The organism is Alkaliphilus oremlandii OhILAs (genome assembly GCF_000018325.1).
Taxonomy (GTDB): domain Bacteria; phylum Bacillota; class Clostridia; order Peptostreptococcales; family Natronincolaceae; genus Alkaliphilus_B; species Alkaliphilus_B oremlandii.
Genome location: NC_009922.1, coordinates 2356002 through 2379430 on the forward strand (window position 1 = coordinate 2356002; position 23429 = coordinate 2379430).

General features: G+C 38.0%; 24 protein-coding genes and 1 riboswitch. Of the genes, 6 read left to right on the plus strand and 18 right to left on the minus strand.

The genetic code is table 11. The features are described 5' to 3' along the window. The first annotated feature begins 103 nt into the window (after window positions 1–103). Complete coding sequence (locus CLOS_RS11470) at window positions 104–382, plus strand: cysteine-rich small domain-containing protein (protein WP_012160049.1); 279 nt, start codon at window positions 104–106, stop codon at window positions 380–382. 57 nt (window positions 383–439) lie between these two features. Here the strand turns inward: CLOS_RS11470 and CLOS_RS11475 are convergent, their stop codons facing one another. From CLOS_RS11475 to cbiB, 7 genes are read right to left on the minus strand one after another with little or no spacing between them, the layout of a single operon-like run. Next, on the minus strand, window positions 440–1180 hold the full coding sequence (locus CLOS_RS11475) for an AIR synthase related protein (protein WP_012160050.1): 741 nt from the start codon (window positions 1178–1180) through the stop codon (window positions 440–442). A gap of 8 nt (window positions 1181–1188) precedes the next feature. Next, entirely contained in the window at window positions 1189–1692 is a 504-nt protein-coding gene (locus CLOS_RS11480; RefSeq protein ID WP_012160051.1) for an ECF transporter S component, read from the minus strand. A gap of 19 nt (window positions 1693–1711) precedes the next feature. After that, window positions 1712–2302: a histidine phosphatase family protein gene (locus CLOS_RS11485; protein ID WP_012160052.1), complete on the minus strand. Its 591-nt coding sequence runs from the start codon at window positions 2300–2302 to the stop codon at window positions 1712–1714. Between the two features lie 16 nt (window positions 2303–2318). After that, entirely contained in the window at window positions 2319–3050 is a 732-nt protein-coding gene (cobS, locus tag CLOS_RS11490; protein ID WP_012160053.1) for an adenosylcobinamide-GDP ribazoletransferase, read from the minus strand. Between the two features lie 7 nt (window positions 3051–3057). Continuing rightward, window positions 3058–3618, minus strand: coding sequence for a bifunctional adenosylcobinamide kinase/adenosylcobinamide-phosphate guanylyltransferase (gene cobU / locus CLOS_RS11495; protein WP_012160054.1), 561 nt, complete (start codon window positions 3616–3618; stop codon window positions 3058–3060). A 35-nt stretch (window positions 3619–3653) separates the two neighbouring features. Then, a complete protein-coding gene (gene cobD, locus CLOS_RS11500) occupies window positions 3654–4697 on the minus strand; it encodes a threonine-phosphate decarboxylase CobD (RefSeq protein ID WP_012160055.1) in 1044 nt (347 codons plus the stop codon). Window positions 4698–4720: 23 nt separating this feature from the next. Continuing rightward, the gene (gene cbiB / locus CLOS_RS11505; protein ID WP_156774447.1) at window positions 4721–5665 is read right to left on the minus strand and encodes an adenosylcobinamide-phosphate synthase CbiB; all 945 of its coding nucleotides are present in this window, start codon (window positions 5663–5665) and stop codon (window positions 4721–4723) included. Window positions 5666–5810: 145 nt separating this feature from the next. Then, window positions 5811–5989, minus strand: a riboswitch (cobalamin riboswitch). Between the two features lie 195 nt (window positions 5990–6184). Between cbiB and CLOS_RS11510 the strand changes: the two genes are divergently transcribed. Continuing rightward, complete coding sequence (locus CLOS_RS11510) at window positions 6185–7411, plus strand: Tm-1-like ATP-binding domain-containing protein (RefSeq protein WP_012160057.1); 1227 nt, start codon at window positions 6185–6187, stop codon at window positions 7409–7411. Window positions 7412–7434: 23 nt separating this feature from the next. Continuing rightward, on the plus strand, window positions 7435–8256 hold the full coding sequence (locus CLOS_RS11515) for a phosphoenolpyruvate hydrolase family protein (protein ID WP_012160058.1): 822 nt from the start codon (window positions 7435–7437) through the stop codon (window positions 8254–8256). 62 nt (window positions 8257–8318) lie between these two features. Here CLOS_RS11515 and CLOS_RS11520 read toward each other — a convergent pair whose 3' ends face one another. The 3 genes from CLOS_RS11520 to eutH are packed head-to-tail and all read right to left on the minus strand — an operon-like array spanning window position 8319 to window position 10855. After that, complete coding sequence (locus CLOS_RS11520; RefSeq protein ID WP_012160059.1) at window positions 8319–9029, minus strand: ATP-binding cassette domain-containing protein; 711 nt, start codon at window positions 9027–9029, stop codon at window positions 8319–8321. 2 nt (window positions 9030–9031) lie between these two features. Further along, window positions 9032–9721, minus strand: a complete 690-nt coding sequence (locus CLOS_RS11525) for an ABC transporter permease (protein WP_012160060.1) — start codon at window positions 9719–9721, stop codon at window positions 9032–9034. A 21-nt stretch (window positions 9722–9742) separates the two neighbouring features. Continuing rightward, on the minus strand, window positions 9743–10855 hold the full coding sequence (eutH, locus tag CLOS_RS11530; protein WP_012160061.1) for an ethanolamine utilization protein EutH: 1113 nt from the start codon (window positions 10853–10855) through the stop codon (window positions 9743–9745). Window positions 10856–11119: 264 nt separating this feature from the next. On the opposite strand from eutH, the gene CLOS_RS11535 reads away from it, so the two are divergent. Then, window positions 11120–11857: an N-acetylmuramoyl-L-alanine amidase family protein gene (locus CLOS_RS11535; protein WP_012160062.1), complete on the plus strand. Its 738-nt coding sequence runs from the start codon at window positions 11120–11122 to the stop codon at window positions 11855–11857. Between the two features lie 125 nt (window positions 11858–11982). Here the strand turns inward: CLOS_RS11535 and CLOS_RS11540 are convergent, their stop codons facing one another. The 3 genes from CLOS_RS11540 to CLOS_RS11550 all read right to left on the minus strand — a co-directional run bounded on the left by CLOS_RS11540 (window position 11983) and on the right by CLOS_RS11550 (window position 14175). Next, window positions 11983–12414 carry a flavodoxin gene (locus CLOS_RS11540; protein WP_012160063.1) on the minus strand — a complete coding sequence of 144 codons (432 nt, stop codon included), beginning with the start codon at window positions 12412–12414 and terminating at the stop codon, window positions 11983–11985. A gap of 19 nt (window positions 12415–12433) precedes the next feature. Next, entirely contained in the window at window positions 12434–13096 is a 663-nt protein-coding gene (locus CLOS_RS11545; protein WP_012160064.1) for a DUF3793 family protein, read from the minus strand. Window positions 13097–13248: 152 nt separating this feature from the next. Further along, window positions 13249–14175: a Gmad2 immunoglobulin-like domain-containing protein gene (locus CLOS_RS11550; RefSeq protein WP_012160065.1), complete on the minus strand. Its 927-nt coding sequence runs from the start codon at window positions 14173–14175 to the stop codon at window positions 13249–13251. 163 nt (window positions 14176–14338) lie between these two features. Here CLOS_RS11550 and CLOS_RS11555 point away from each other — a divergent pair, with 163 nt between their 5' ends. Continuing rightward, on the plus strand, window positions 14339–15163 hold the full coding sequence (locus CLOS_RS11555) for a CsxC family protein (RefSeq protein ID WP_012160066.1): 825 nt from the start codon (window positions 14339–14341) through the stop codon (window positions 15161–15163). A 129-nt stretch (window positions 15164–15292) separates the two neighbouring features. On the opposite strand, the gene CLOS_RS11560 is transcribed toward CLOS_RS11555, so the two are convergent. Further along, a complete protein-coding gene (locus tag CLOS_RS11560) occupies window positions 15293–19039 on the minus strand; it encodes a phosphoribosylformylglycinamidine synthase (protein WP_012160067.1) in 3747 nt (1248 codons plus the stop codon). A gap of 294 nt (window positions 19040–19333) precedes the next feature. Here CLOS_RS11560 and CLOS_RS15675 point away from each other — a divergent pair, with 294 nt between their 5' ends. Continuing rightward, complete coding sequence (locus CLOS_RS15675; RefSeq protein WP_083757165.1) at window positions 19334–19501, plus strand: aspartyl-phosphate phosphatase Spo0E family protein; 168 nt, start codon at window positions 19334–19336, stop codon at window positions 19499–19501. Between the two features lie 84 nt (window positions 19502–19585). Here the strand turns inward: CLOS_RS15675 and nagB are convergent, their stop codons facing one another. The 4 genes from nagB to CLOS_RS11580 all read right to left on the minus strand — a co-directional run bounded on the left by nagB (window position 19586) and on the right by CLOS_RS11580 (window position 23263). Beyond that, window positions 19586–20311 (minus strand): glucosamine-6-phosphate deaminase, encoded by a 726-nt coding sequence (gene nagB, locus CLOS_RS11565; protein ID WP_012160068.1) that lies wholly within the window; start codon window positions 20309–20311, stop codon window positions 19586–19588. A 148-nt stretch (window positions 20312–20459) separates the two neighbouring features. Continuing rightward, window positions 20460–21008 (minus strand): DUF2812 domain-containing protein, encoded by a 549-nt coding sequence (locus tag CLOS_RS11570; protein WP_012160069.1) that lies wholly within the window; start codon window positions 21006–21008, stop codon window positions 20460–20462. Beyond that, window positions 21005–21328: a PadR family transcriptional regulator gene (locus CLOS_RS11575; RefSeq protein WP_012160070.1), complete on the minus strand. Its 324-nt coding sequence runs from the start codon at window positions 21326–21328 to the stop codon at window positions 21005–21007. The genes CLOS_RS11570 and CLOS_RS11575 overlap by 4 nt, the downstream gene beginning before the upstream one ends. A 339-nt stretch (window positions 21329–21667) precedes the next feature. After that, entirely contained in the window at window positions 21668–23263 is a 1596-nt protein-coding gene (locus CLOS_RS11580) for a PstS family phosphate ABC transporter substrate-binding protein (RefSeq protein ID WP_012160071.1), read from the minus strand. Window positions 23264–23429: the final 166 nt, after the last annotated feature.

The window sequence follows — 23429 nt, forward strand, 5'->3', positions numbered from 1 at the left end:
GGGCTTTAAACCTAATTGTAATTAAATTTATGCAGTATTAAAAATCTTTATGGGATCTTTATAATTTAATGTCATTTTATAATTTATAGGTGAGGTGAATTTTATGGAGAAAAAGATTACTACAGAAAATTATAAATTTAATCAAAATACTGCCTGTGAATTTTTTCCTTGTCATAAGGTGAGCGACTCGACAAAATTTAATTGTCTATTTTGTTACTGTCCGCTTTATATGCTAAAAGACCAATGTGGCGGTGGCTTTACTTATACGGATGGTGGTATCAAGAACTGTACCAATTGTACCCTTCCCCACGGAGAAGGCGGCTATGACCACGTCATGTCTAAAATGAAAGAAGTAATCGCCATCGGCAGTGAACGAAAATAAAAAACAAAAAAGATGAAGAACAAATGATAGGGAGTCAAAATTGTTCTTCATCTTTTTTTATGTAAAACTTCCAACAAGGTGAACTGGTATGGGCATACTTTCTTTTAGGGCTTCATAGTTCTCTTGGTTCACTGCCACAATCACACAAGTAGCAGGACCTGCTGATTTATTTAAATCAATGCCCACATGCTCATATAGATTGTAGCCTATACCATTAGATTCTGCCATTTGACCTACTTCATAAGCGATTCCTTTAGAGCCCACAGGTAAAATATCATGGATGCTTTTTTTCTTCAGAAGCTCTAATAAAAGAGGAATGGACATAATTTCTCTGCCCTCGTCCTCTAAGACCTCCTGTCCAACCTTAGGAATCCCTAAAACTACAGCCAGATCTCCTTTTTCTACTTTTTGAGCTCTCCATCGAGATTTCTCCATCATACCGATGATTGTAATTCCCATGGATGTTTGACTCACCGGAATATTCTCTTCTGTACTTCCCGTTACGACAATATCTTCTTTTAAGTTCAAGGGTTCTAAGGCTTTTTGAATGCCTTCAATGATACGAACGCCACTATCTTCCATCTCAACGCCCAAAGTGTTTACAACCGTCAAAGGTGTCGCGCCCGTAGCCAACAGCTCCATCAGCGCAACATGGGCTGTAAAATAACCTAAGGTTTCAGGCTCTGCCTGAACCACATCGTGTTTCTTATTGCCAATCCCACCGGAGGAATCACAAGCAATGATCATTCGATGGTTTGGTGGGATATCGATTACAGTTAAGTCTCTAAATTTAAACATTTACTCACCTATTTTCTTGGCAGTACTTTAAATATGATATAAGCCAGAATGACGTTCACTGCTGCAACCACAGTCAAAGGTATCACCAATGCAGTAAACATGGCGGAACCGCTCAATGGAAGTCCCAATAAACTAGCCGTTATCCCAGCAATAAAAGTTGCAACAGGTCCATTTAAAAGGATTGCAATGACACAAGCAAGAACGCCATTCACTTTTCTTTCAATTACACCGAAGAAGTAGGCAATAATTCCCATGACCACTGTCAGCATCAAATGCATTGGCAGTGTTAAAGGAAATCCGCTAGTAAAGGCTGTCAATAAATGTCCCAATGAAGCAACAGCACCGCCAGCCATTGGGCTGATAAATAAAGCGGCAAAAAATCCTGGCATGGAGTCAAAAGCAATGGTTCCTTGTATCTTGATCATTGCACCGATTGCAGAAAGTCCGATCAACAGTCCACTTCTCGTAATTACTTGAATATTGGACATGCTTACATTCTTTGTATTATTCATATTCTTCTTCCTCTCTTATTTAAATATAGGATGGTACCAATTTTCGTAAATACCCAAAATTATTTATATAATCGATTTCGATATACCCAGCAGGCGGGCATGTGAAGTGCCACATTTTGTTCAGCTCCAAGTTCAATAGATCGGTGAGGACGGATTGGATTACACCGCTATGACTGACAATAATCGCAGTTCCCTCCTGATCCTTCAGCGAATCAATTAAGATTTTTGCCCTGTCTAAAACGTCTTGTAAGCTTTCTCCCTCTGGAATTCGATAAGATTGGTATTCTCTAAGCCAAGTATCCCACTCTTTGGGATAAATTCTTTGTATTTCATCTGCAGTCTTTCCTTCAAATACGCCAAAGTTCATTTCTCTTAGATTCTTATCTACAATAATTTTCTTCCCAATGGTCTTTGATATCTCTCTAGCAGTCTCCATGGTTCTTCCCAAAGGGCTTGCATAAATAAAATCGCAGTTGTATCCCCTTAGCTCTTCCGCTAATATTTTTATTTGTGAAGTTCCTTTCTCTGTAAGTTCATAGTTCGACCATCCACTATAGATCTTTGCAATGTTTGCCTGTGTCTCACCGTGTCTAGCTAAGATAAACTTCATCTATATCCCCTCCAAACTATATGATGATTGATTTTAATAAATATGCAGATAGCATAAATAAAGTCTGTGAAATTTCAATGGTGGCACCGATGGTGTCTCCCGTCATTCCCCCTAGTATCTTGCTGATCTTTTTCGTCAGCATCGCTACCCCTAGAAATGTGATCCCCATGGGAATGATTGCACCTTTTATGCTAACCATGCTACCTAGTAGAAGAGAAAATGCGATACTGATAACTCCTTCTTTGGTTCTACAGCTTTCTATAAAAGCGCCTCCCATGCCTTCTGATCGAGCATAGATAGTCCTGCTGGCTGCAAATACAGCAGAGGCTCTTCCCACCACTGGTACCAACAGAAGCAGCATATTCTCCGTATAATATGCCAGCGTTAAATTTAGGATCAGCAGCCACAATATCCCTAGAACACCGAAGGCCCCGATTCTACTATCCTTCATAATCCTTAGCATCTCTTCTTTGCTACGATAGCTGAAGATACCGTCGAAGGTATCTGCTAAGCCATCAATATGAAGCCCGCCGGTTATCAGGAAATATAGAGCCCAAATGGATACGATGATGATTGGGCGATGAATATAAGGTGCCAACAATGTAGGTAGATACATGAGTATCCCTATGAGAAGCCCTATTACTGGCAAAAATTTTACACCTTTTATAAAGTCCTTTTCATCATAATCATAAGGGTATGTAACCGGTATTCTCGTAAAAAATGTCATCATTAATAATAAGCTTTTCATAAGAACCTCACTTTATCTTCATTTCTATGCCACTTACAGTTAAATATACTTCATCAGCTCTACCTGCAATATATTGGTTTACTCGCCCTGCAATGTCTCTAAAAATATTGCCCATTCGATAGGCTGGAACTAAGCCCATTCCCACTTCATTGGTAACGATAATCGCATCCTTATGATGGTGTGCAGTGATGTCCAAAAGAATCTCTATTTCCTTAAAGATCCCTTGCTCTAGCACATCAATGTCTTCCATGGAACAGTTGTCAAAATCTAAATTACTTTCAAGTATTAAATTTGTAACCATTAAAGTAACACAGTCTAGCAATATACAATCACTTTCTATAAAAGCCCTGTCCTCTTTCAGCGCATTAAAATCCTTGTACCTTTCTATGGTTTTCCAGATTTGGGGCCGATCCTGTTGATGTTTTTTTATACGATCCTTCATCCCCTCATCAAAAGCGATGGCTGTAGCGATGTATACCACTTTTTCACCTTGCTCTGCAGCCATTTTTTCTGCAAACCTACTTTTTCCACTCCGTGCGCCACCTGTAATCAATATGAATTTACTCATAATTTCACCTTCTTCTAATTATAAAGTATCTACTCTTAGAGCTCCATTTCCCTCAGCCCATGGATTAACCTCTGGTTCTCTTCTCTACTTCTTACCGCCAGTCGTATAAATTGATCACTCAATCCTTTAAAGTCTGTACAGGTTCTAATATATATGCCTTTCTTGGCAAGTGCATTTTTCAAATCCGATCCATTCCTATGCTTAAGCTTACATAAGAAAAAGTTGCCATCGCTAGGGAATACCTTCATTCCATCAATGGTGCTTAACGCTTTCCATAAGAAGTCTTTTTCTTCTCTATACCATTCTATTGTGTCATTAAAATACGCTGTATCCTCCAATAAAATCGGAACAGCCTTTAAAGCCAAGCTATTAATGGTCCACGGTTCCTTTATGCTGTTGAGCTTTTGAATGATCCCACGGTTCCCTAGCCCATATCCTAGCCTCAGCCCAGGTATCCCATAGGTTTTTGTCATGGATCTTAAAAGGAATAGGGGATATTCTTCTATGCAATTGATCAAGGATGGCTTCTCTGTAAAATCGATAAAGGATTCGTCTACAAAAAAGTAACCTCTATTCTCCTTGACTACTTCCAGCAACGGAAGCAGTTCCTCTGGGTGATATAGCAGCCCTGTAGGATTATTTGGGTTGCAAAGCACAATGACCTCTGGCTGCAAAGAGCCAATGGTATTGAATAAAGCCTCCTTATTGATTTTAAAATCATCTTTTTCATCGGTGGAAAAATAATGGATTTGGCTTCCAGAAAGCTGGAAGGCTCTTTCATATTCTGTAAAGGTTGGTTGAATGATTAAAACTTTCTTTGGAGCGATTGCTCTTGCAAATAAATAGATCAGCTCCGTTGCACCATTGCCCAAAATCAGTTCATCCACTTCTTTATTTAAGTATGTTGCAATGGTTTTTTTCGCTGTAATGCCATCAATTTCTGGATAACGGATTAAATATGGCAGTTCCTTTACGAGCACATCCATCAGCTTCTGTGGAACACCTAAGGGATTAATATTGACGCTAAAATCCATCATCTGATTTGCTTCCTTACCAAAATAACCGCCATGTTCGTTCAATTTGATCACTCCGCATCTTTATATTATAAAATCGTAAAAATTATAAACATCAATAGCTCCGCAATATACATGATTTTAATCGTGTGAATGATATGATCTGCCTTTAAAGGTACTATGGGATCACCGATTGTAGGCTTATATACAACTTCACCGAAGTAGGTATTGGTGCCACCCAATTGTATTTGAAGCAGTCCTGCTACAGCAGACTCTGGATAGCCACAATTGGGGCTTTTATGATTTCGTCGATCTCTCCGTAGTATTCTGAAGCCTTCTTTCATAGGGTGTCCTAGAGCTCCTCCTGCAAAAACCATTAAAATACTGCCGATTCTAGCCGGGATATAGTTTACAATATCATCTAGCTTTGCAGAGGCATAGCCAATTTCCCTATAGGGCTCCTGCACATAGCCTACCATGGAATCTAAGGTATTGATCACCTTGTAGCCCAATGCAAATTCAAGGGGATAGCCAAAGTACATCCCTACCATCATATAAAATAAAGGGGCTAAAACGCCATCGATGGTATTTTCGGCTACAGTTTCAATTACCCCCCGGATGATTTCATCCATGGTCAGATTCGATGTGTCTCTACCAACCAAATAAGAAAGTCTCTTTCTCCCTTTTTCTATATCTTTCTCATAGACCGCCTCATATACCTTTCGAGCTTCTAAATCTAAGCATTTTGCTGCAAGGCATGTATAGAGTAAATAAGTCGTAAATATGAATGAAACCATGGGATGAATGAGCCCTACTATATTTTTTATAGCAGTCGCAAGGAATAGCGTGGTTCCCATGGAGAATCCAAGTAAAAGGAATCCTCCTATTTTTAAATTGATGCCACTTCTCCGAATTATTTTTTCATATTTACTGATGATCCATCCAATATATCGAATTGGGTGGGGCCAGTTCGGCGGATCTCCCAATACATAGTCTAAAAAAATTACACTTCCTAGTACCATTATGTTTTTCATTGACAATGACATGCTCCTCTTAAAGTTTTATCTTCTATCTAGAAATTCTCACAAAAAAAACACATAGGGACCCATGTGCTGAATTCATCAATTAACATTGCTTCAATTTCATTATGATGAATCTCCCTTACTTCCCTCCGAAGCTGTGATTCTTATTTTTAAGGCAGTTCTCCTGACTTACAGATCGACTTACTATCTTCCCTTCCCGGTTTCCCAGTGGATTTGAAGATTTCATACCTGATTACAGTAGCGGGGGCTGTAGAGGAATTGAACCTCTTTCTCTTTTAACTTTATATTCTAAAGACCTTAAAACTATTTAATTTGTATAATTTCATTATAGATTAGTTCCATTATTATTGTCAAACTAAATCGTAGATATCCCCATTCAATCAATATTTGTGTCTCCTTCTCCTTGAAATTTAATTTCCTTGTTTTTAACTTTTGAATTATTGGTATAATATGAATTAAAGTCCTATGAATGACAGAAAATATTCTAAAATTAGAAGGAGGATTCCCAGCGTGAAAACAATTGCAATTGCAGGTACATTCGATACAAAAGGCAAGGAACTCAGCTATGTGAAGGAAATCATTGAGAACCTTGGATTAAACACCTTTACCATTAACACCGGTGTATTTCCATCAGAGATTCCTGTAGACATCTCCAATGAAGAAGTAGCAAAGGCAGCAGGCACTACAATTCAAGAGCTTGCTGAAAAAAGGGACAGAGCCTTGGCAACGGAGATTTTATCGAAAGGAATGTCAAAGTTAGTTCCTGAGCTCTACAAACAGGATAAATTTGATGGTATTATTTCCTTCGGTGGTACAGGCGGTACTTCTTTGGTTACGCCAGCTATGCGAGCGCTCCCTATCGGTGTTCCAAAGATTATGGTATCTACTGTAGCCTCTGGTGATACCTCTTTTTACATAGGCACCAGCGATTTAATCATGATGCCTTCGGTGGTAGACGTTGCAGGATTAAATTCTATCTCCACTAAGATCTTTACCAATGCGGCTCATGCCATCGTCGGTATGGTGAAATTTGAAAATAACAAAGAATTGGATAAAAAACCATTAATCGCAGCCACCATGTTTGGCGTCACAACCTCTGCGGTTGACTTCGCAAGAGAATACCTAGAAGCAAGAGGATATGAAGTTCTCATATTCCATGCTACAGGTACTGGTGGAAAAAGCATGGAAAGCTTAATTGAAGATGGCTTCATAGAAGGTGTACTGGATTTAACTACGACAGAATGGTGCGACGAGGTTGTTGGTGGCATCCTATCTGCAGGACCAACTCGATTGGAGGCAGCAGCAAAAAATAATATACCACAGGTGGTTTCCGTCGGTGCCATGGATATGGTAAACTTTGGTCCATTGGATACCGTACCGAAGAAATTTGAAGGACGTAATTTATATAAGCACAACCCATCTGTCACGCTAATGCGTACTACAGTAGAAGAAAATGCGGCCATCGGCAGTAAAATTGCAGAAAAGCTCAATATGGCAAAGGGCTCTACAATCCTTATGCTGCCATTAAAGGGTGTCTCAGCCATCGACGTAGAAGGTCAGCCTTTCTACGGTAAGGAAGAAGATGCGAAGCTTTTTGATACCTTAAGAGAAAAAATCAACAGAGATGTTGTAGAGATTTTAGAAATGGACAATGCGATTAATGACCAAGTATTTGCCGAAACAGCAGCGCAAAAATTAATCGATTTAATTGAAAAGAAAAAGATGATCAATAATTAGAATGATATTTAGGAGGGATCCATATGACTCGACAAGAAATATTAGCAAATTTTAGAGAAAGAATATCCAGAGGAGAGATTCTCCTTGGCGTTGGTGCAGGTACAGGGATCACTGCAAAAAGCAGTGAGGCTGGCGGGGCAGATATGCTGATCATCTACAACTCTGGACGGTATCGAATGGCTGGTCGTGGTTCTTTAGCTGGTCTATTATCCTATGGCGATGCCAATCAGATTGTGGTTGAAATGGGATCAGAAGTGCTTCCAGTAGTAAAGCATACGCCAGTACTGGCAGGGGTATGTGGTACAGACCCTTTTAGAATCATGGATGTATTTTTAAAGCAGCTAAAGGACTTAGGCTTTGCAGGGGTTCAAAACTTTCCAACAGTGGGTCTTATCGATGGTGTATTCCGACAAAATCTAGAGGAAACGGGCATGGGCTACGATTTGGAAGTAGAAATGATTCGAAAAGCACATGAGTTAGATCTACTGACAACACCTTACGTATTTGACGAGCAGCAAGCAATGGATATGGCGAAAGCAGGAGCCGACATTATCGTTGCCCACATGGGCTTAACGACAAAAGGAAGCATCGGTGCACATACAGCCTTAACCTTAGATGAAAGTGTTCAAAGAGTTCAGTCCATCGCCGACGCTGCCAGAAGTATCAACCCTGATGTTCTAGTGATTTGCCACGGTGGTCCAATCGCAGAACCAGAAGATGCGGCTTATGTTCTCCAGAGAACCACTGGCGTTCATGGTTTCTTCGGTGCATCCAGTATTGAAAGATTTGCTGCAGAGGTAGGTATCCAACAACAGACCGAAGCATTTAAATCTATTAAAAAATAAGGACTTCCCATAAATAAAAAAACATGGATTCAGAAAATATATGCTTGAATCCATGTTTTTTTCTATATTAAAATTTCACCCTCAATAAATCTTCTAGTTAAAATGTCGGAAGGGTTTCCGAGAATATCTTCTGTCCTTCCCATCTCTACAATTTTTCCCTGATGCATAAAAGCCACTTCCTCACATAACCTTTTGCTCTGCTGAAGGTTATGGGTAATCATGATGACGGTGGATCTAGTTTCTTCGTGAAATCTTTGGATCGTATGCTCCATGATTAGAACTGATTTCGGGTCAATGTTTGCCGTTGGCTCATCCAGTAATAGAAGGGATGGCTTGCTGACCATGGCTCTAGCCAAAGCCACCTTCTGCGCCTCACCGCCAGATAGAGTCCATCCTTTCTGATCTGCCAAATACTCGATCTCCATCAACACCATGACCTCACGAACCCGATGCCTGATCTCTTGATTATCCATCTTTCGGATCATCAAGGGATAGGCAATATTATGCCATACCGTAGCTCTCAATAAATAAGGCTTTTGAAAAACCAAGGTCATATTTTTTTGTATTTTAGAAGAAAGTGGCTCTCCATTATAGACAACCTGTCCATCATTAGCTTCTGTTAGTCCAGCGATCATTCTGACGAAGGTGCTTTTTCCCCCACCGTTGGGTCCAATGATTCCTAAAAAGCTTCCCTCTTTAATTGTTAGACGATGGATATCTACTACGTATTGTCCGCCATAATCCTTCTTCAAATTCGAGATCTCTAGTTTCATGGTTATTCCTCCTGCTGTAGTCGATACAGTATGGAATTGATAATAAAGGATATCAATAAAAGTACGATACCAATGGCAAGGGCTGTTTCATAATCTCCCATACTTTTTAGCATTGCAATGGTGGTGGTCATCACTCTCGTATGCCCTTTGATATTGCCGCCTACAATCATTACAGCGCCAACTTCTGATATTGCTCTACCGTATCCAGTAACAATTGCAGAAAAAATATTTATCCGCAGCTCCTTTACCAATAAAATAAGAGTCTGTAGCTGATTCGCTCCTAGAGTAAAGGATAGATTCTGTATTCCTTCTCCTTTTTCCTTTGCTGCATTATATAGAATTCCGATGATAATCGGTGTTACCAAGCAGATTTGTGCAACGATCATGGCAGTAGGTGTAAAGACGATACCTAAGTTCCCCAAGAGGCCGTTTCTCGAAACAATAAGAAATACGATTAAACCAATGATTACTGGCGGCATACTCATCATAGTATAGACAGTCCGAACAACAACTTTCTTTCCTGGAAAAGATTTGATACCCAGTAATATACCGAAAGGAATGCCTAAAATACTAGCAATGACGGTAGCCGTTAAAGATACATAGAGAGATCGTCCTACGATTCCATAAATTTCTTTGTCGAAGGATCGTAAAAGGTACACTGCATTCTTTAATCCCTCAATAATGGTTGCCATAGTACCCCTCCCAAATAACATTTACTCCACAGGATTCAGCATGGTTGTCCCTTGCGCCTCACGATCCTGGTTGGGATTCCCTATTATAAAAGCGATGGCGATAGAGCCGATCCCTCCCACCAGCTTGCTTATGATGAACGGTGTAATCATGGTTTTGTCAATGCCAGCAACAAACCCCAGCTGTCCTCCCATAACAAAAGCCCCGCCTACAGAGAATGCAGACACCATTATTTTTCCTCGATCATTCATATCACTCATATTAGCAAAGGCAGGAATATGGTTTGCTAGACACATAATTAAAGCTGTTGTCGCTTTATCACAAATACCGAGAAGCTTTCCAAGTTTCCCCAAAGGTCCTTTGAAAAAATTAGTCATCACAAGGACCATGGGATATGCACCCGATAGAATAATTGCAATGCTACCAACGACTTTAAGCCCTTCATTAAAGGGTTCCATACCATTGAGGATCACTTTTCCAGTAACGCTTTGTAAAATGGAAACGACGAGACCCAGGGTTCCTAAGGTAACGATACATTTACTGAACCAATAAAATCCCGTAATCATTCGATGGGGCCATTTGATTAGACCAATCCCTAGGACCAAAGAAATGAAAACGATGGGCATAAGATTCTGAAGCAAAATCCCTAAATCGATTCCCATGGCTATTCCCCCAGCAAAGCTGCTAAAGGGAACTGTCAAAAGCCCGATTAAGATCCCTTTTGTAAAGCATGGATAATCTTGCCGTTTAATGAGTCCAGCACCGATGGGTATCGTAAAAATTACAGCTGTTCCTAAGCTAGATGCCAGTATCAGTCCAGAAAAGAGGCCAATTTCTAAATTTTCTGCCATTTTCATTGCAGAGAGATATCCTCCCATATCCGATGCTAGGATAGAGCCAGGAAATATGGAGGGATCTGCACCCACTAAAGAAAATAAAGGCACCACTATTTTTTCCAATGTGGCCGAAAGTAAAGGCGCCACGGAATAAATACCGATAATCGACAGTGCTAAGTTCCCCATCATCATGAAGCCTTCTTCAAATTTCTGACCAATACCTAATTTATATCCAAATACCCGATCTAAAGCGCCGCATACCATAAAAAACAGCAGAATATATAGTATTATATCATTCATGAAAGTAGTCCTTTCTATATTGAAATGTTAATTTTCTGAATTGTATCCTACTTTACATCGTACAACATATTGTTTTATTCTGTCAATTCATTCATCAATATATTATATTAACATTTCTCAATATATGACGTCCATCCCAAAAGCTTCTAAATCTTCACCTCCGCAGGCCCTCTAAAATACTTCTAAAATAATTTTTTTTGAATTCTATCTATCGACTTCCTTGAGTATAATGAATTATATGATTTTTAAAGAAGGTGATCCCCTATGTTTAACAGGACATTTTTTCTAGTGATTAAAATCAATAGAAAAATAATACTGGCAATTATCGCATTAATTCTTTTACTCCTTTCTGCATCATTGGTTATTTCCAATAAAACTGCTGCTGTATTCAACACTTCAAAAAAAACAATCACAGTGGACCCTGGTCATGGCGGTATTGATGGCGGCTCCAGTAGCTTCGGCCTCTTAGAGAAAGATGTCAATTTACAAATTTCATTGAAGCTGAGAAAAACCCTCGTAAATAAAGGGATCCATGTCGTTCTCACAAGAGATTCCGATGTGTCCTTAGAATCCAAAAGCGATTTAAATTCCTCCAGATATCGAAGAGATTTACACGCTAGAAAGACCATTATCGATCAGAGCAACTCCGCAGCCTTTGTAAGTGTCCATATGGATGCCTATAAAAATTCCAATGCCAGGGGCATTAAAATTTTTTATTATGAGACCTCTAATGAAAGTAAACAGCTGGCACAAAGCATCTGTGATAAAGTGAATAAAATGGTGTTTAACGAGTTTCTAAAAACCACAGAGGTGAAAGCAGAGCTGGGCACAGGAGACTATTATTTATTACGGACGGCACAGGCTCCCGGTGTCATTGTAGAAACTGGATTCATTACCAATCCAACAGATAACAGCCTGATTCAGCGTGAGGATTACCAAAATATTATTGCAAAGGCAATTGCAGATGGCATAGAAGAGTACCTCTTCAAAGCTGCTCCATAATACTTGCAAAAAAGAACCATTGGATACACGTATACCGATGTATCCAATGGTCCTTTTTATAATGAGGGAGATTAAAATTTACTGATATCTGTTTAATATAAATAACCATTGATAGGATTCTATTCCTAATAATTCGCTAATTTTTCCCCTAGTTCTCTACATTGATTTAATCCAGATGCATCCGGTGTCGAATTGACAATCAAGCCTTCTGCAATGACATTGGCACCATAATCCTTCATTCTGGATTCCCAATTTCTCATCCATTGGCCATCGCCCCAATCGTAGGATCCAAAAAGAACAACGGGTTTATCTTTTATCTTTTCACTATTTAATGATTCTACAAAAGGCTCCATTTCACCATCTTCCAATTCTTCAGCACCCATGGATGGGCAACCCAGCGCTACAGCCTCTGCACTAAAAACATCTTCTGCCGATGCATCCCTTACGTTTTTTAATTGAACTTCTACGCCATCTATTTTAGCACCTTGGGCAATTGCCTCTGCCATTTTTTCTGTATTTCCTGTACCGCTCCAATAAATAACCATTAGTTTTTTCATTTAAAAACCTCCTCGTTTATTATGATGCTCGTTGTACAATAGTTTCTGGAGAATTTTCTTCTAGCATTCTCTGTATTTGTTGCTTTGCCCTATTAAATTTTGCATATTGTTCATCGGACAATCGGCTATCTCCATAAACATTCCACCCATTAATCTTTGTAAGTTTCAAAGCTGGATGACCCATGAATCCTATCACATCCTTTAAAGGATATCCTAGAAAAATACCAATTTCATGTGGAAGGTGTTCTTTTTCAATCTTTCCTATCAGATGATCCAGATAGTCCTGTACATTATATTCTGCTCGGTAACCTATCTTTTTCAAAAAGTTTAAATTTCTTTGATCTCTTAAGGTTTCATTCAACAAATTGTCGTTATAAAACAATATTTTTCTGCATCCATTAAAAGCAATAAACTCCCTATAAGAAATTTTATGACAATGGTCAAAAATGCTTTTTATCCTATGTAAGCCCACACCTTCCTCGTTGGGAAAGCTTATAATCTCAGATGGTTTTTCACCCAATAAAACAGGGCCTAACATTTGAATAATCATTTTAACAAATACATCCTCTTCATTTTTCTCTAAAAGTAAACATTGTTTTGTACAATTTGCCATATCCGCACCTTCTTTTTTGTTGATAATGATTCTTATTATCATAATATGTTTTCTTCTTATTTTTGTCAACCTATTTCCCCATATTCGAAATATCTTTTAAAGCAATCTAAATAATTTAACAATGCATGGGATGCAAAAAACCCCCATCTCAGATTGTTGACTCATCTAAAATAGGGGCTTACCATATATTCAATTAATTCTTATTCGGTATTCTATCGCATTTACTTTTTAAACTGAATCGGGATTTTATATCTTGAAAGAAACTCCCCATCCTTTGCACTGTATTCTCCAATCTCTATGGTTCCTTCCTTGCTCTCTGGCACTTTGAAATTTATTTCCGCATTAAAATTTCCCCAATTTGGACCGCCAGAATCAGCCTGTAGATGTTCCTCGTGAATCACTCGATCTGCTCCATCTAAAATTTTTACTGAAAATGCGCCTTCAAATGCTATGATCTTTCCTTTTACGGTGAAAGGGCTGCTGATCTCTTCATTTTTTTCTGGAGCATCCAGTTGAGCAAAAATTAGTTTTTCCTCGGTTGGAAGCGTCTCTCCTTTTGTATTCTTCACATCGTATTGAGCAGACCCTTCAGAAGATATTTCTAAAATTACAGAAGGATATGTAATTGCCTGAGTAACCATGGTATCCTTTTCGGGTTCTATTATTTCATATACAATACTTCTTGTATATTCTTCCGCCCCAGTGTATTCTTTGATATGGATACCGTACCCACCTGTAGCCTGTTCCTTTGTGTTGATTTTGATATAGGTAGCATCTGGATGCTCATAAGCATATGCGCCCACCGCTTTGTCGAAGCTATTGAACCATTCCAAAGCATCTGGTAAAACCGTCGATTCATCTACTATTTTTATCTTACCCTTTAAACTTTCTTCCACCGTATTCTTTCCTTCCACAGGTTCCTGATCCTCGATTTTTCCATCGGGCTTTTCTGGTGGCGGTACTTCTCTCGTACAAGCTACAATACTTCCAATGGCTAGTATACTAATTATTAGCAGAAAAATAATCTTTTTAGCACTATGTAATTCTTTTATTTTCATCATCATCACTCCTTCTAAATATTTGTGGCAATTGTATCCCTCTGTGAATGGATGTTGGTTTTGCTCATACAATTCCCTCATTTTATCCATACGATCCCATCTATATGCTATTATTTATTATACCCATTTTTGTCTTATAAAACCTAAAAATCCTAATAAATATTCACTAAAACATTGCCTATGAATACTATGTATTAGGTAAAAAGACAGCTTGACTTTATATGCAGCTAAAAAATAATTGGGAGGAAATAAAATGGACCATAAAGAAGTTTATGTTAATAGAAGAAATGCAGATGCATGTCCAGTTCGATATGAAAATGTTATACAATATGAAGAAAATAAGGTTAAATCCTTCTGTGTTGACGTAGAAACAGAAACACTAGGGGATTGTGATAACACACCAGTAGCACTCAATCCAATTACCTCTGGTGTTGTAGCAAAAATTCCCGTTGTCTTAGCAGAATTATCCGTTCGATTTAATGTTAGGGCCTTAATCGATTTACCTGAACCAGCGATTGAAATTAAAAATATTAAAAAGAGAATCAAAGTAACCCAATGTATGCTGATACAAGATACAAACATTCTATTTATTAAAGGATTTGTTCGCAAAAATATAGACTATTCAACTAGAAGCTGTTCCAATTACAGCGGCGTGTGCGGAGATATTCGCCATTGTACAGTAGATGTTCCTTTTGAATGTACCACAGTGGTTACCTTCAACGGTACAGCACCGGCGCCACTGATTCCTAATACAGCATCAGAATTCGAATATTTTAGAACAAACCATCTCCCAAATAGCTTTGCAGAAAAGGATAAGTTATTATCCGGTGATTTATCTGAGTTTAATCAGATCAGTACAGAATTTTTTAATGAATTGCCATTCTGTGAATTGATTAGCTCTAGGATCGTTGAATTTGATGAATATTTACATCGTGAGCGTCCGCATAATATTCACCTTCCTGTAGGCGAAAAGCTCTTTACAAAGATTGAAGAAAAAATGGTTGTAATTCTAACCCTTAAAATATTACAAAATCGTCAGGTAGCAATTGGTGCAACTTCAGCTGTAAGACCTTGCTAAACCAATTTAAAATATATTGTAATACTATCCTATGCAATATGAATTGAAATGTGAATATAAATAAAAAATGGAGATTCTATTCTCCATTTTTTATTTAGGCTATTGTCCTATTGAACATAGTGTCCTATTCTATTTAAAATATTGAACGCCTGCTTCAAAAATTTTAAAATCTTTGTTTCCATAAATATTTTTGTGAACATTGTTGCCAACACGCTCCACATGACCCATTTTTCCGAGAATTCTTCCATCTAAGGAAGTGATTCCTTCAATAGCACCGATGGAGCCATTAATATTATACTGACCGTCATAGGTTGGCTCTCCCTCTCGATCTACATACTGTGTAGCAACCTGTCCGTTTAAAATGAGCGCTTGAATCACTTCTTCATTGCCATAGAAACGCCCTTCTCCATGTGAAAATGCAGTCTGATAAACATTGTCGACTTCTTCATTGGCAAACCAAGGCGATTTCACAGAAGCAACTCGAACATTTGCCATACGAGACACATGTCGGTTGATCTTATTAAAGGTTAATGTCGGTGCATCTTCATTGAGATCTCTAATTTCTCCGTAAGGGAGTAACCCTAATTTAATCAGTGCCTGAAACCCGTTACAGATTCCTATCATCAATCCATCTCTATGGTTTAATAGGTCCATTACCGCTTCTGCGATCTTAGGATTTCTAAATACAGAGGCAATAAACTTTCCAGAACCATCGGGCTCATCTCCAGCGCTAAAGCCTCCTGGTAAAGCAATGATCTGTGCATTCTTAATTTTATCCACCATTTCATCAATGGAGGAAAGAATATCTTCTTTCCTTAGATTTTTAAATACCATGATCTCTGTAATAGCACCAGCTTTGTCAAAGGCACGCTGTGTATCGATCTCGCAGTTCGTTCCTGGGAAAGCAGGAATAAAAACGCGCGGCTTTGCAACTTGAATAGCAGGTCCCTTTACCATACGTTCTGTATAAGACACTTTCACTGGTTTTTCTAGCATTTCTTCCCTATGAATTGTTGGAAAAATAGGTTCAAGCTTTGATGTCCAAGCAGATAATGCTTCTCCCATAGGAATTACTACATTCCCTATTTCAAATACAGCTTCTTCCTTGGTTTCACCAATAATCCTAAAGCCTTCCTTCTTTATAAGTTCCTTAGCGATAGGCTCTGAAACTTCAAGTACAATGCTTCCATAAGATTCCTCAAAAATATTGAGTTCTTCTCTCTCCATTAAGCTTACCCCGATGCCATTTCCAAAGGCCATTTTGCTTACCGCAGCGCAGAGGCCGCCTTTTCCTACGGCATAGCTGGATCGGATCTTCTCTTCGTTTACATATTGCGTAATCACATCGTACCCCTGTAGAAGCTTCGTAAAGTTTACGACTTCATTCTGGTCTCTTTCAGCATAGAAGTATACCAGCTTCATATTTTTTTCCTTCAGCTCTGGACTTACGACCTTTCTTACATCTACTGGTGTAACTGCAAAGGAAATTAAACTCGGTGGTACATTGATATCTTTAAATGTACCGGACATGGAATCCTTTCCACCAATGGCAGCAATATTGAACTGTGTCTGTGCATAGCTGGCGCCTAATAAAGCGCTGTATGGCTTGCCCCACTTTTCTGGTGCATTGCCCAGCTTTTCAAAATATTCCTGAAGGGATAGTCGAATATTTTTATGATCTCCTCCAGTTGCAACGATTCTAGCCACAGAATCCACAACGGCATATAATGCACCATGGAAGGGGGACCATTTGGCTAGCTGAGGATCGTATCCGTAGCTCATCATAGAGCCCGTATTGGTTTCTCCTTTCAGTACAGGTAGTTTTGCAACCATGGCTTGAATCGGGGTATTGTAATGAATACCGCCAAAAGGCATTAGAACAGTTCCTGCACCAATGGTATTATCAAATCTCTCTACTAAGCCTTTTTGAGAGCAAACATTTAAATCGTTTAAAGTATTCAGCCATGCCTCCTTTACAGAAGCAACGGGTTGTCTATTAAAATATTGTTCTTTCTTCGGTGCCTCTATATAAACTTTGCTTTCTCCCTTGACCCCGTTGGTATCTAAAAATGCCCTTGAAAGATTTAAAATTTCTTGTCCCTGCCACTTCATAATCAATCTTCCTGTATCTGTAACATTGGCAACATGACTTACTTCCAGGTTTTCCTCCTGACAATACCTTTTAAATTCTTCTACATTTTCTGGGGCGACTACAACAGCCATTCTTTCCTGAGATTCAGAAATCGCAATTTCCGTTCCGTCCAGTCCCTCATACTTCTTTTGAACCGCATCTAAATTGATCTCTAAACTGTCTGCCAGCTCTCCAATAGCCACAGATACACCGCCTGCACCAAAATCATTGCAACGTTTGATCATTTTAGACAACTCTGGTATTCTAAATAGCCGTTGGATTTTTCTCTCTACCGGTGGATTTCCCTTCTGTACCTCTGCACCACAGCTGGCTAAACTATCTTCGTCGTGTTCCTTGGAAGAGCCTGTTGCTCCTCCAACACCGTCCCTACCAGTTCTTCCGCCCACTAGAAGAATTACATCTCCAGCTACGGGCTTTTCTCTTACAACATTTTCCTTCGGCGCAGCACCTACTACGGCACCTACCTCCATGCGCTTCGCAACAAAATCTGGGTCATAAACTTCGGATACCATACCCGTTGCCAATCCAATTTGGTTTCCATAGGAACTAAATCCAGCGGCCGCTTGCTGTGTAATCACTTTTTGAGGCAGCTTTCCTTCTAAAGTCTCTCTTAAGGGTACTGTTGGATCTGCGGCTCCCGTTACACGCATACTATGGTACACATAGCTTCGTCCTGACAGTGGATCTCTAATAGCCCCACCCAAGCAGGTTGCCGCTCCACCAAAAGGCTCTATTTCAGTTGGATGGTTATGTGTCTCATTTTTAAACATCAATAACCAAGGTTCTGTCTTTCCATCAATATCCACTGGAATCTCTATACTGCAGGCATTGATTTCCTCCGACACATCTAAATCCTGTAATTCTCCCTTTTTTCTCATGGATTTCATATTGATGGTAGCAATATCCATTAGACAATCCTCTCGATTACTGCCATTATATACAAAATCTCTATCTGCTAAGTAAGCTTGATATGCATTCTTTACCGGTTCATTCATTGGCTTGTCCTCAATTTCCACCCCACGAATGGCAGTTAAGAAAGTGGTATGGCGACAATGGTCGGACCAGTAAGTATCAATTACTTTTAGTTCCGTAATGGTAGGGTTTCGTTTCTCATTATTTTTAAAATAATTTCGAATAAAAATTAAATCCTTTGTTGTCATAGCAAATCCCATGGTTTCTCTATATCTTCCAATTTCTTCATCATCTAAATCCATAAATCCATTCACGATTTCCACCTTATTTGGAGTGGCAAACTTCATTTTTAAGGTAGGTGGAATCTCGAAAGGTACCTCTCTCGATTCTACTGGATTAATCAGATAAGCTTTAATACGGTTAAAATCTTCATCGCTGAGATTTCCCCTTACAGCAATAATCTTGGATGTAGCAATGGTAGGTGCATCCTCTAAAGTGATGATGGCAATACATTGCCTTGCAGAATCTGCTCTTTGATCGTACTGCCCTGGAAGCAATTCAAATCGAAAGGATCTCTCATTCTCTCCAATGTAAATATGATCTTCAAAAACCATATCAACATTGGGCTCCGATAAAACAAGTCCTTTAATATCCTCTAATTTGTCCATGTTTACATTCTCTATATCGTAAACATTGATAATTCTAAGTTCTTCCAAACGATCCATGTTGAGCGTATTTTTAAGGTCTGCTTTTAAGCTTTGGGCTTCCACATTAAATCCATGTTTTTTTTCAACATAAATTCTTTTAACCATGATCTATCTCCTCCATAATTTTCAAAATAATGATTCGAAATATCTCCTCCTTATATTGTAGCACGTTTTTGTTCGAAATCAATTTATTATTTGATATATATCGAATATTATTTTTTTAAAAAAATAAAATATTCGTATTTTATTTTTGTTATTTCTATTATTATGGATATAGGGCTCTCCCAATAAAGTTGTCAATGTATCTTTATCATTTTTTTACATTTTCTATCATTTTTATTATAAAATCTCAATAGTACGACAGGATGCTTCAATAATTACAGAAAAGGGGTATAGGAGATGGATTATAGATCTAGTCTATTGAAACTAATTAAGGAAATCGAAGACACGAAAGAAGAGTTGAATGCTTTAATAAGAAAAAAGGGGTATCAATTGACAGACAAGGAGGTGATTCAACTGAGCGAGTTTCTTGACCAACTTTTATCTGAGTACCATAATTTAGAATAAATATTTAGAGAGACAAATATAACCTGTTGTACTGGAATAAAAATAAGTTGTAGAGATATATAATCTCTACAACTTATTTTTATTCTAAAGTAGACTAGCTGCTTCTTTATCAATAATTAATATGACATCAGGATGCGCCTGAATCATGGATGCTGGTACCATTGGATTCAAATATCCATTGGTCATTTCCTTGATCGCTTCTGCTTTATTCTTTCCATTGGCCATTAATATAATCTTTTTAGCACCTAAAATTGTTCCAATTCCCATGGATAAGGCTTTTGTTGGAACATCCTCTTCTTTTTGAAAGAACCGACTATTATCCTGAATGGTCTTTTCTGTTAGCTCTACCAAATGGGTTTTCATGCTTAATTTATGATCTGGTTCATTAAATCCAATATGTCCATTAGCACCAATCCCTAATATTTGCAGATCAATTCCTCCGGCATTTCGAATTTTTTCTTCATATGCTAAGCATTCCTTCTCTACATCTTCAGCCATACCATTTGGAATATGAACTCGTTCCAAAGGTACATTGATATGATTGAATAAGTTCTCCATCATATAAGTATAGTAACTACTTTCGTTGGTTTTTGGTAGTCCATAATATTCATCCAGATTAAATGTCGTTATCTGTGAGAAATCGATGATGCCTTCTTTAAACAGATCTACTAATTCCTTATACATTCCAGCTGGCGTGCTACCTGTGGCTAGACCCAAAACACCTGCTGGGTTAGATACCACTTGACTTGCAACGATTAAGGCAGCTTTTTTGCTCATAGCTTCGTAATTTTCTTCTACGTGTATAATCATTGTTCCACTCCCCACCATTCTTTCTATATTCAAACCATTTCTTATCCTTATAATATTATAAATTAAACTGATTAAAAATGTATATAATTTTTTACGCAATGGAAGGCTTCTCTAGTTTATAGCTATACCCCATTCTAATCAAAAATATTTATTGCTCAAATAGTTGATTCTGTTTTTGTAATTTTCGCCTTTTACTGTAAATTTGTATACAGCCATATCCTGTCAATAGCCCAAAAGCTGCACAAAGTATGCCGATCCAAAGGTTCGCTAACGTTGCACCCATAGCAAAATATAAGAAAAGATTATTGATACCATTAGAGATATTAAAAATTGAACATACGGCAATAAGAGATAAGATTCGATTTAAATGCTTTATCCGGGAGCTACAATCAGAATATAAATCAAAGGCTCCTTTAGATTTCTTCTTTCTAAAATAAACCCAGCGAAAAATTGCTCCCAAATATTCCGCATCTGTTTCCTCTACAAACTGAATATATCGTTTGCTTTCAGCATGTGTCGGAAGGTTTTCTAATAGCTCTAGGCGAACCTCGTATTCCCCCGGCGTACTCTCCTCGAAGGTATATTTGCAAAAGCCTATGGCTACAAGGGCAAGCCCCTTGGCTGCCATTTCATTGAGCCATTGTTCTTCCCTATCAAAGCTCCAAGCCCAAAACCATTTGTAAACCGTCTTTCTCATTTTTCTACACCTCCTAAAATATTGTTTCCGTTTGTTAGTAGTTCATTGAGACGAATTATCTCATTTTGAAGCACTTCTTTTCCTAATGTGGTGATTTCATACTCTTTTTTTCTGCTGCCTTTTTCTTCAGGAAGTGCGATGATCCATCCTTTTTCAAGCATTGTATTGATTGCTCCATAAAGGGTACCCGCAGCTAAACGTACTCTACCATTGGAAAGCGCCTCTACATTCTGCATAATTCCGTAGCCATGCATGGGAGCAACCAGAGAAAGTAGGATATAGTACACTGCCTCCGTTAATGCACCTGCTATTATACTCATATTTTCCTCCCTTATTAATTCGTCCAACGATATATCGTTAGACGTTATATTGGTGTGTGATATAAGTATATCGGCTGACGATACAATTGTCAATATCTTCAAAAAAATATTGCAGACATTAAATCTGCAATATTTCAATTTTTCTCGTATTAATTTATATAATTTAAAACCTAAGAAGATTTTTTAGTTTTTATAATATCTTTGATCATTGTCATATCAAACCCTGCTAAAATTCCAAGGATAAAAATCTTCATAACGGTTTCCTCCTATACTTAATCTCATAAAATGGATTCTACCCTATAATTACCAACCCTCATCATACGAGTGCATATAAAAGAATTACTCCTTTCTATGCTCCGCAACATATCCTGTGTTTTCAATCAAAATTTGTCCTTCTTCCGATAGTATCCATTGAATAAATTTATCTACGTTTTCATCGTCATTAGACTTTAACGTAACTGCATAAACTGGAACAGTAAATGGGTAGGTCTTATTCCGTATATTTCCAGGTGAAGGCTCTATTCCGTCTATTGATATCCTTTTAATTTGATTGTTTTTAACCATTTCCGATGAATAATACATAAAGGAATATCCAATTGAATTGATAGCATTTTTATAGTTTGCAACTCGGCTGATAATTTCGCCCATACCGCCAGCATAGGTTTCTTCCGTAGGGGCTAGCATTGGTACCTCTTTCATTACACGATTTTGCATTACGGTTTGGCTTCCAGAGTTCTCGGGTCTCTGATATGGCAATATACGCTTGTTTTGTCCATTAACTTCCTTCCAATTGGTGATATTTCCAGAATATATCTCCTGGATCTGTTTTATTGTAAGGTTATCCACTGGATTTTTAACATTTGTAAAAAATACGAATGCCTCACTTGCGATCGGTGTTAATGCAAATCCATCACCTTTCGATTCTATTAATTCCCTATGGTTCTTTGAAGGCTCTGCTGCAAATATAATATCGGTTTCACCATTGATTAGCCGTTCATATGCGTTACTGGTTTTTGTACATTGTACGATATTCAGTGGATACTCCTCACTGGATACAAATGCCGAATATATATCTTTATCTGTATTGTTCTCGTTTTCTTTATAATAATTACCTAACCCAGTATATACAGCTTCTACAAAAGCTGCATATACTGGATAAGCGGCCGTTGCTCCATCAAGGCGGGGCATATCATTAAAGTTGTTAAACTGCAAGGATGCTGTTTTATCTAGCTTCGCAAGTCCATTATTCTCTTTAAATGGTGCAATTCTATAAAGATCATACTCACTTAAATCGGTGCCTATGGTGGATTCTCCATATCGAATTTCAATGATACCATTGGTTACAATATCTTTAGCAACCAATCCTGAAAAAGCTATGGGGATAATAAGCACAAGAGCATACATTCTATGTACTTTCACTAAGGTACGATTTGAATCTACTTTAGATCGGAATTCATTTAGATGTATTCCTAAAGCAAAGCCTGTATACGCCATCAGCTCTGCTATCATTGCAAGATGATAAAATCCACTAAAAAATAATATAAAATGAAATATAATTAAAATTGGATTTTTAAACAGATATGCGCCCCATAAACCAGAATTATAATTTTGAGGTGATACAATAACTGCAAGCGCTGCAAAAACTAAAGTATAGATAATTGGTATAAGGACTGCTGTATATATTCGTTTCATAGATGCAGCTTTATTGCCGATATTTTGCTTGAAAATATAGCCAACTATACTGCCAATTAGAAGAGGAACAGAAAAAGCGATTAGTAAATAGATAAATCTCCCTGTATCTTTCCCTATATCTTGTGGCAAAAGCTGCCCGCCCAATACTCTAAGAGCACCAATTAAACCTAAGGTCAGTATTACTGGAATAAGTACCATCTGCACTGCTAAAGACGATTTTACGTAGCTTTTATTTGGCTTCAATGATTGTCCCTCCTAAAAAAATTGTCATTTATTTCTCTTTGTTATAAATTGATATATCTTTTGAAAAATCTTATTTATCAATAGGATCAAACCGATATGGGGTACTATATACCATACATTCCGTACTATATTACAATAAATTTCGGTTGATTTATAAGGGATTAAG

What these genes read in the sequence shown, in the direction of transcription:
- CLOS_RS11470 (WP_012160049.1), top strand. Translation starts at nt 104, where the DNA reads ATGGAGAAAAAGATTACTACAGAAAATTATAAATTTAATCAAAATACT.
- CLOS_RS11475 (WP_012160050.1), bottom strand. Translation starts at nt 1,180, where the DNA reads ATGTTTAAATTTAGAGACTTAACTGTAATCGATATCCCACCAAACCAT.
- CLOS_RS11480 (WP_012160051.1), bottom strand. Translation starts at nt 1,692, where the DNA reads ATGAATAATACAAAGAATGTAAGCATGTCCAATATTCAAGTAATTACG.
- CLOS_RS11485 (WP_012160052.1), bottom strand. Translation starts at nt 2,302, where the DNA reads ATGAAGTTTATCTTAGCTAGACACGGTGAGACACAGGCAAACATTGCA.
- cobS (WP_012160053.1), bottom strand. Translation starts at nt 3,050, where the DNA reads ATGAAAAGCTTATTATTAATGATGACATTTTTTACGAGAATACCGGTT.
- cobU (WP_012160054.1), bottom strand. Translation starts at nt 3,618, where the DNA reads ATGAGTAAATTCATATTGATTACAGGTGGCGCACGGAGTGGAAAAAGT.
- cbiB (WP_156774447.1), bottom strand. Translation starts at nt 5,665, where the DNA reads ATGAAAAACATAATGGTACTAGGAAGTGTAATTTTTTTAGACTATGTA.
- CLOS_RS11515 (WP_012160058.1), top strand. Translation starts at nt 7,435, where the DNA reads ATGACTCGACAAGAAATATTAGCAAATTTTAGAGAAAGAATATCCAGA.
- CLOS_RS11520 (WP_012160059.1), bottom strand. Translation starts at nt 9,029, where the DNA reads ATGAAACTAGAGATCTCGAATTTGAAGAAGGATTATGGCGGACAATAC.
- CLOS_RS11525 (WP_012160060.1), bottom strand. Translation starts at nt 9,721, where the DNA reads ATGGCAACCATTATTGAGGGATTAAAGAATGCAGTGTACCTTTTACGA.
- eutH (WP_012160061.1), bottom strand. Translation starts at nt 10,855, where the DNA reads ATGAATGATATAATACTATATATTCTGCTGTTTTTTATGGTATGCGGC.
- CLOS_RS11535 (WP_012160062.1), top strand. Translation starts at nt 11,120, where the DNA reads ATGTTTAACAGGACATTTTTTCTAGTGATTAAAATCAATAGAAAAATA.
- CLOS_RS11540 (WP_012160063.1), bottom strand. Translation starts at nt 12,414, where the DNA reads ATGAAAAAACTAATGGTTATTTATTGGAGCGGTACAGGAAATACAGAA.
- CLOS_RS11550 (WP_012160065.1), bottom strand. Translation starts at nt 14,175, where the DNA reads ATGGATAAAATGAGGGAATTGTATGAGCAAAACCAACATCCATTCACA.
- CLOS_RS11555 (WP_012160066.1), top strand. Translation starts at nt 14,339, where the DNA reads ATGGACCATAAAGAAGTTTATGTTAATAGAAGAAATGCAGATGCATGT.
- CLOS_RS11560 (WP_012160067.1), bottom strand. Translation starts at nt 19,039, where the DNA reads ATGGTTAAAAGAATTTATGTTGAAAAAAAACATGGATTTAATGTGGAA.
- CLOS_RS15675 (WP_083757165.1), top strand. Translation starts at nt 19,334, where the DNA reads ATGGATTATAGATCTAGTCTATTGAAACTAATTAAGGAAATCGAAGAC.
- nagB (WP_012160068.1), bottom strand. Translation starts at nt 20,311, where the DNA reads ATGATTATACACGTAGAAGAAAATTACGAAGCTATGAGCAAAAAAGCT.
- CLOS_RS11570 (WP_012160069.1), bottom strand. Translation starts at nt 21,008, where the DNA reads ATGAGAAAGACGGTTTACAAATGGTTTTGGGCTTGGAGCTTTGATAGG.
- CLOS_RS11575 (WP_012160070.1), bottom strand. Translation starts at nt 21,328, where the DNA reads ATGAGTATAATAGCAGGTGCATTAACGGAGGCAGTGTACTATATCCTA.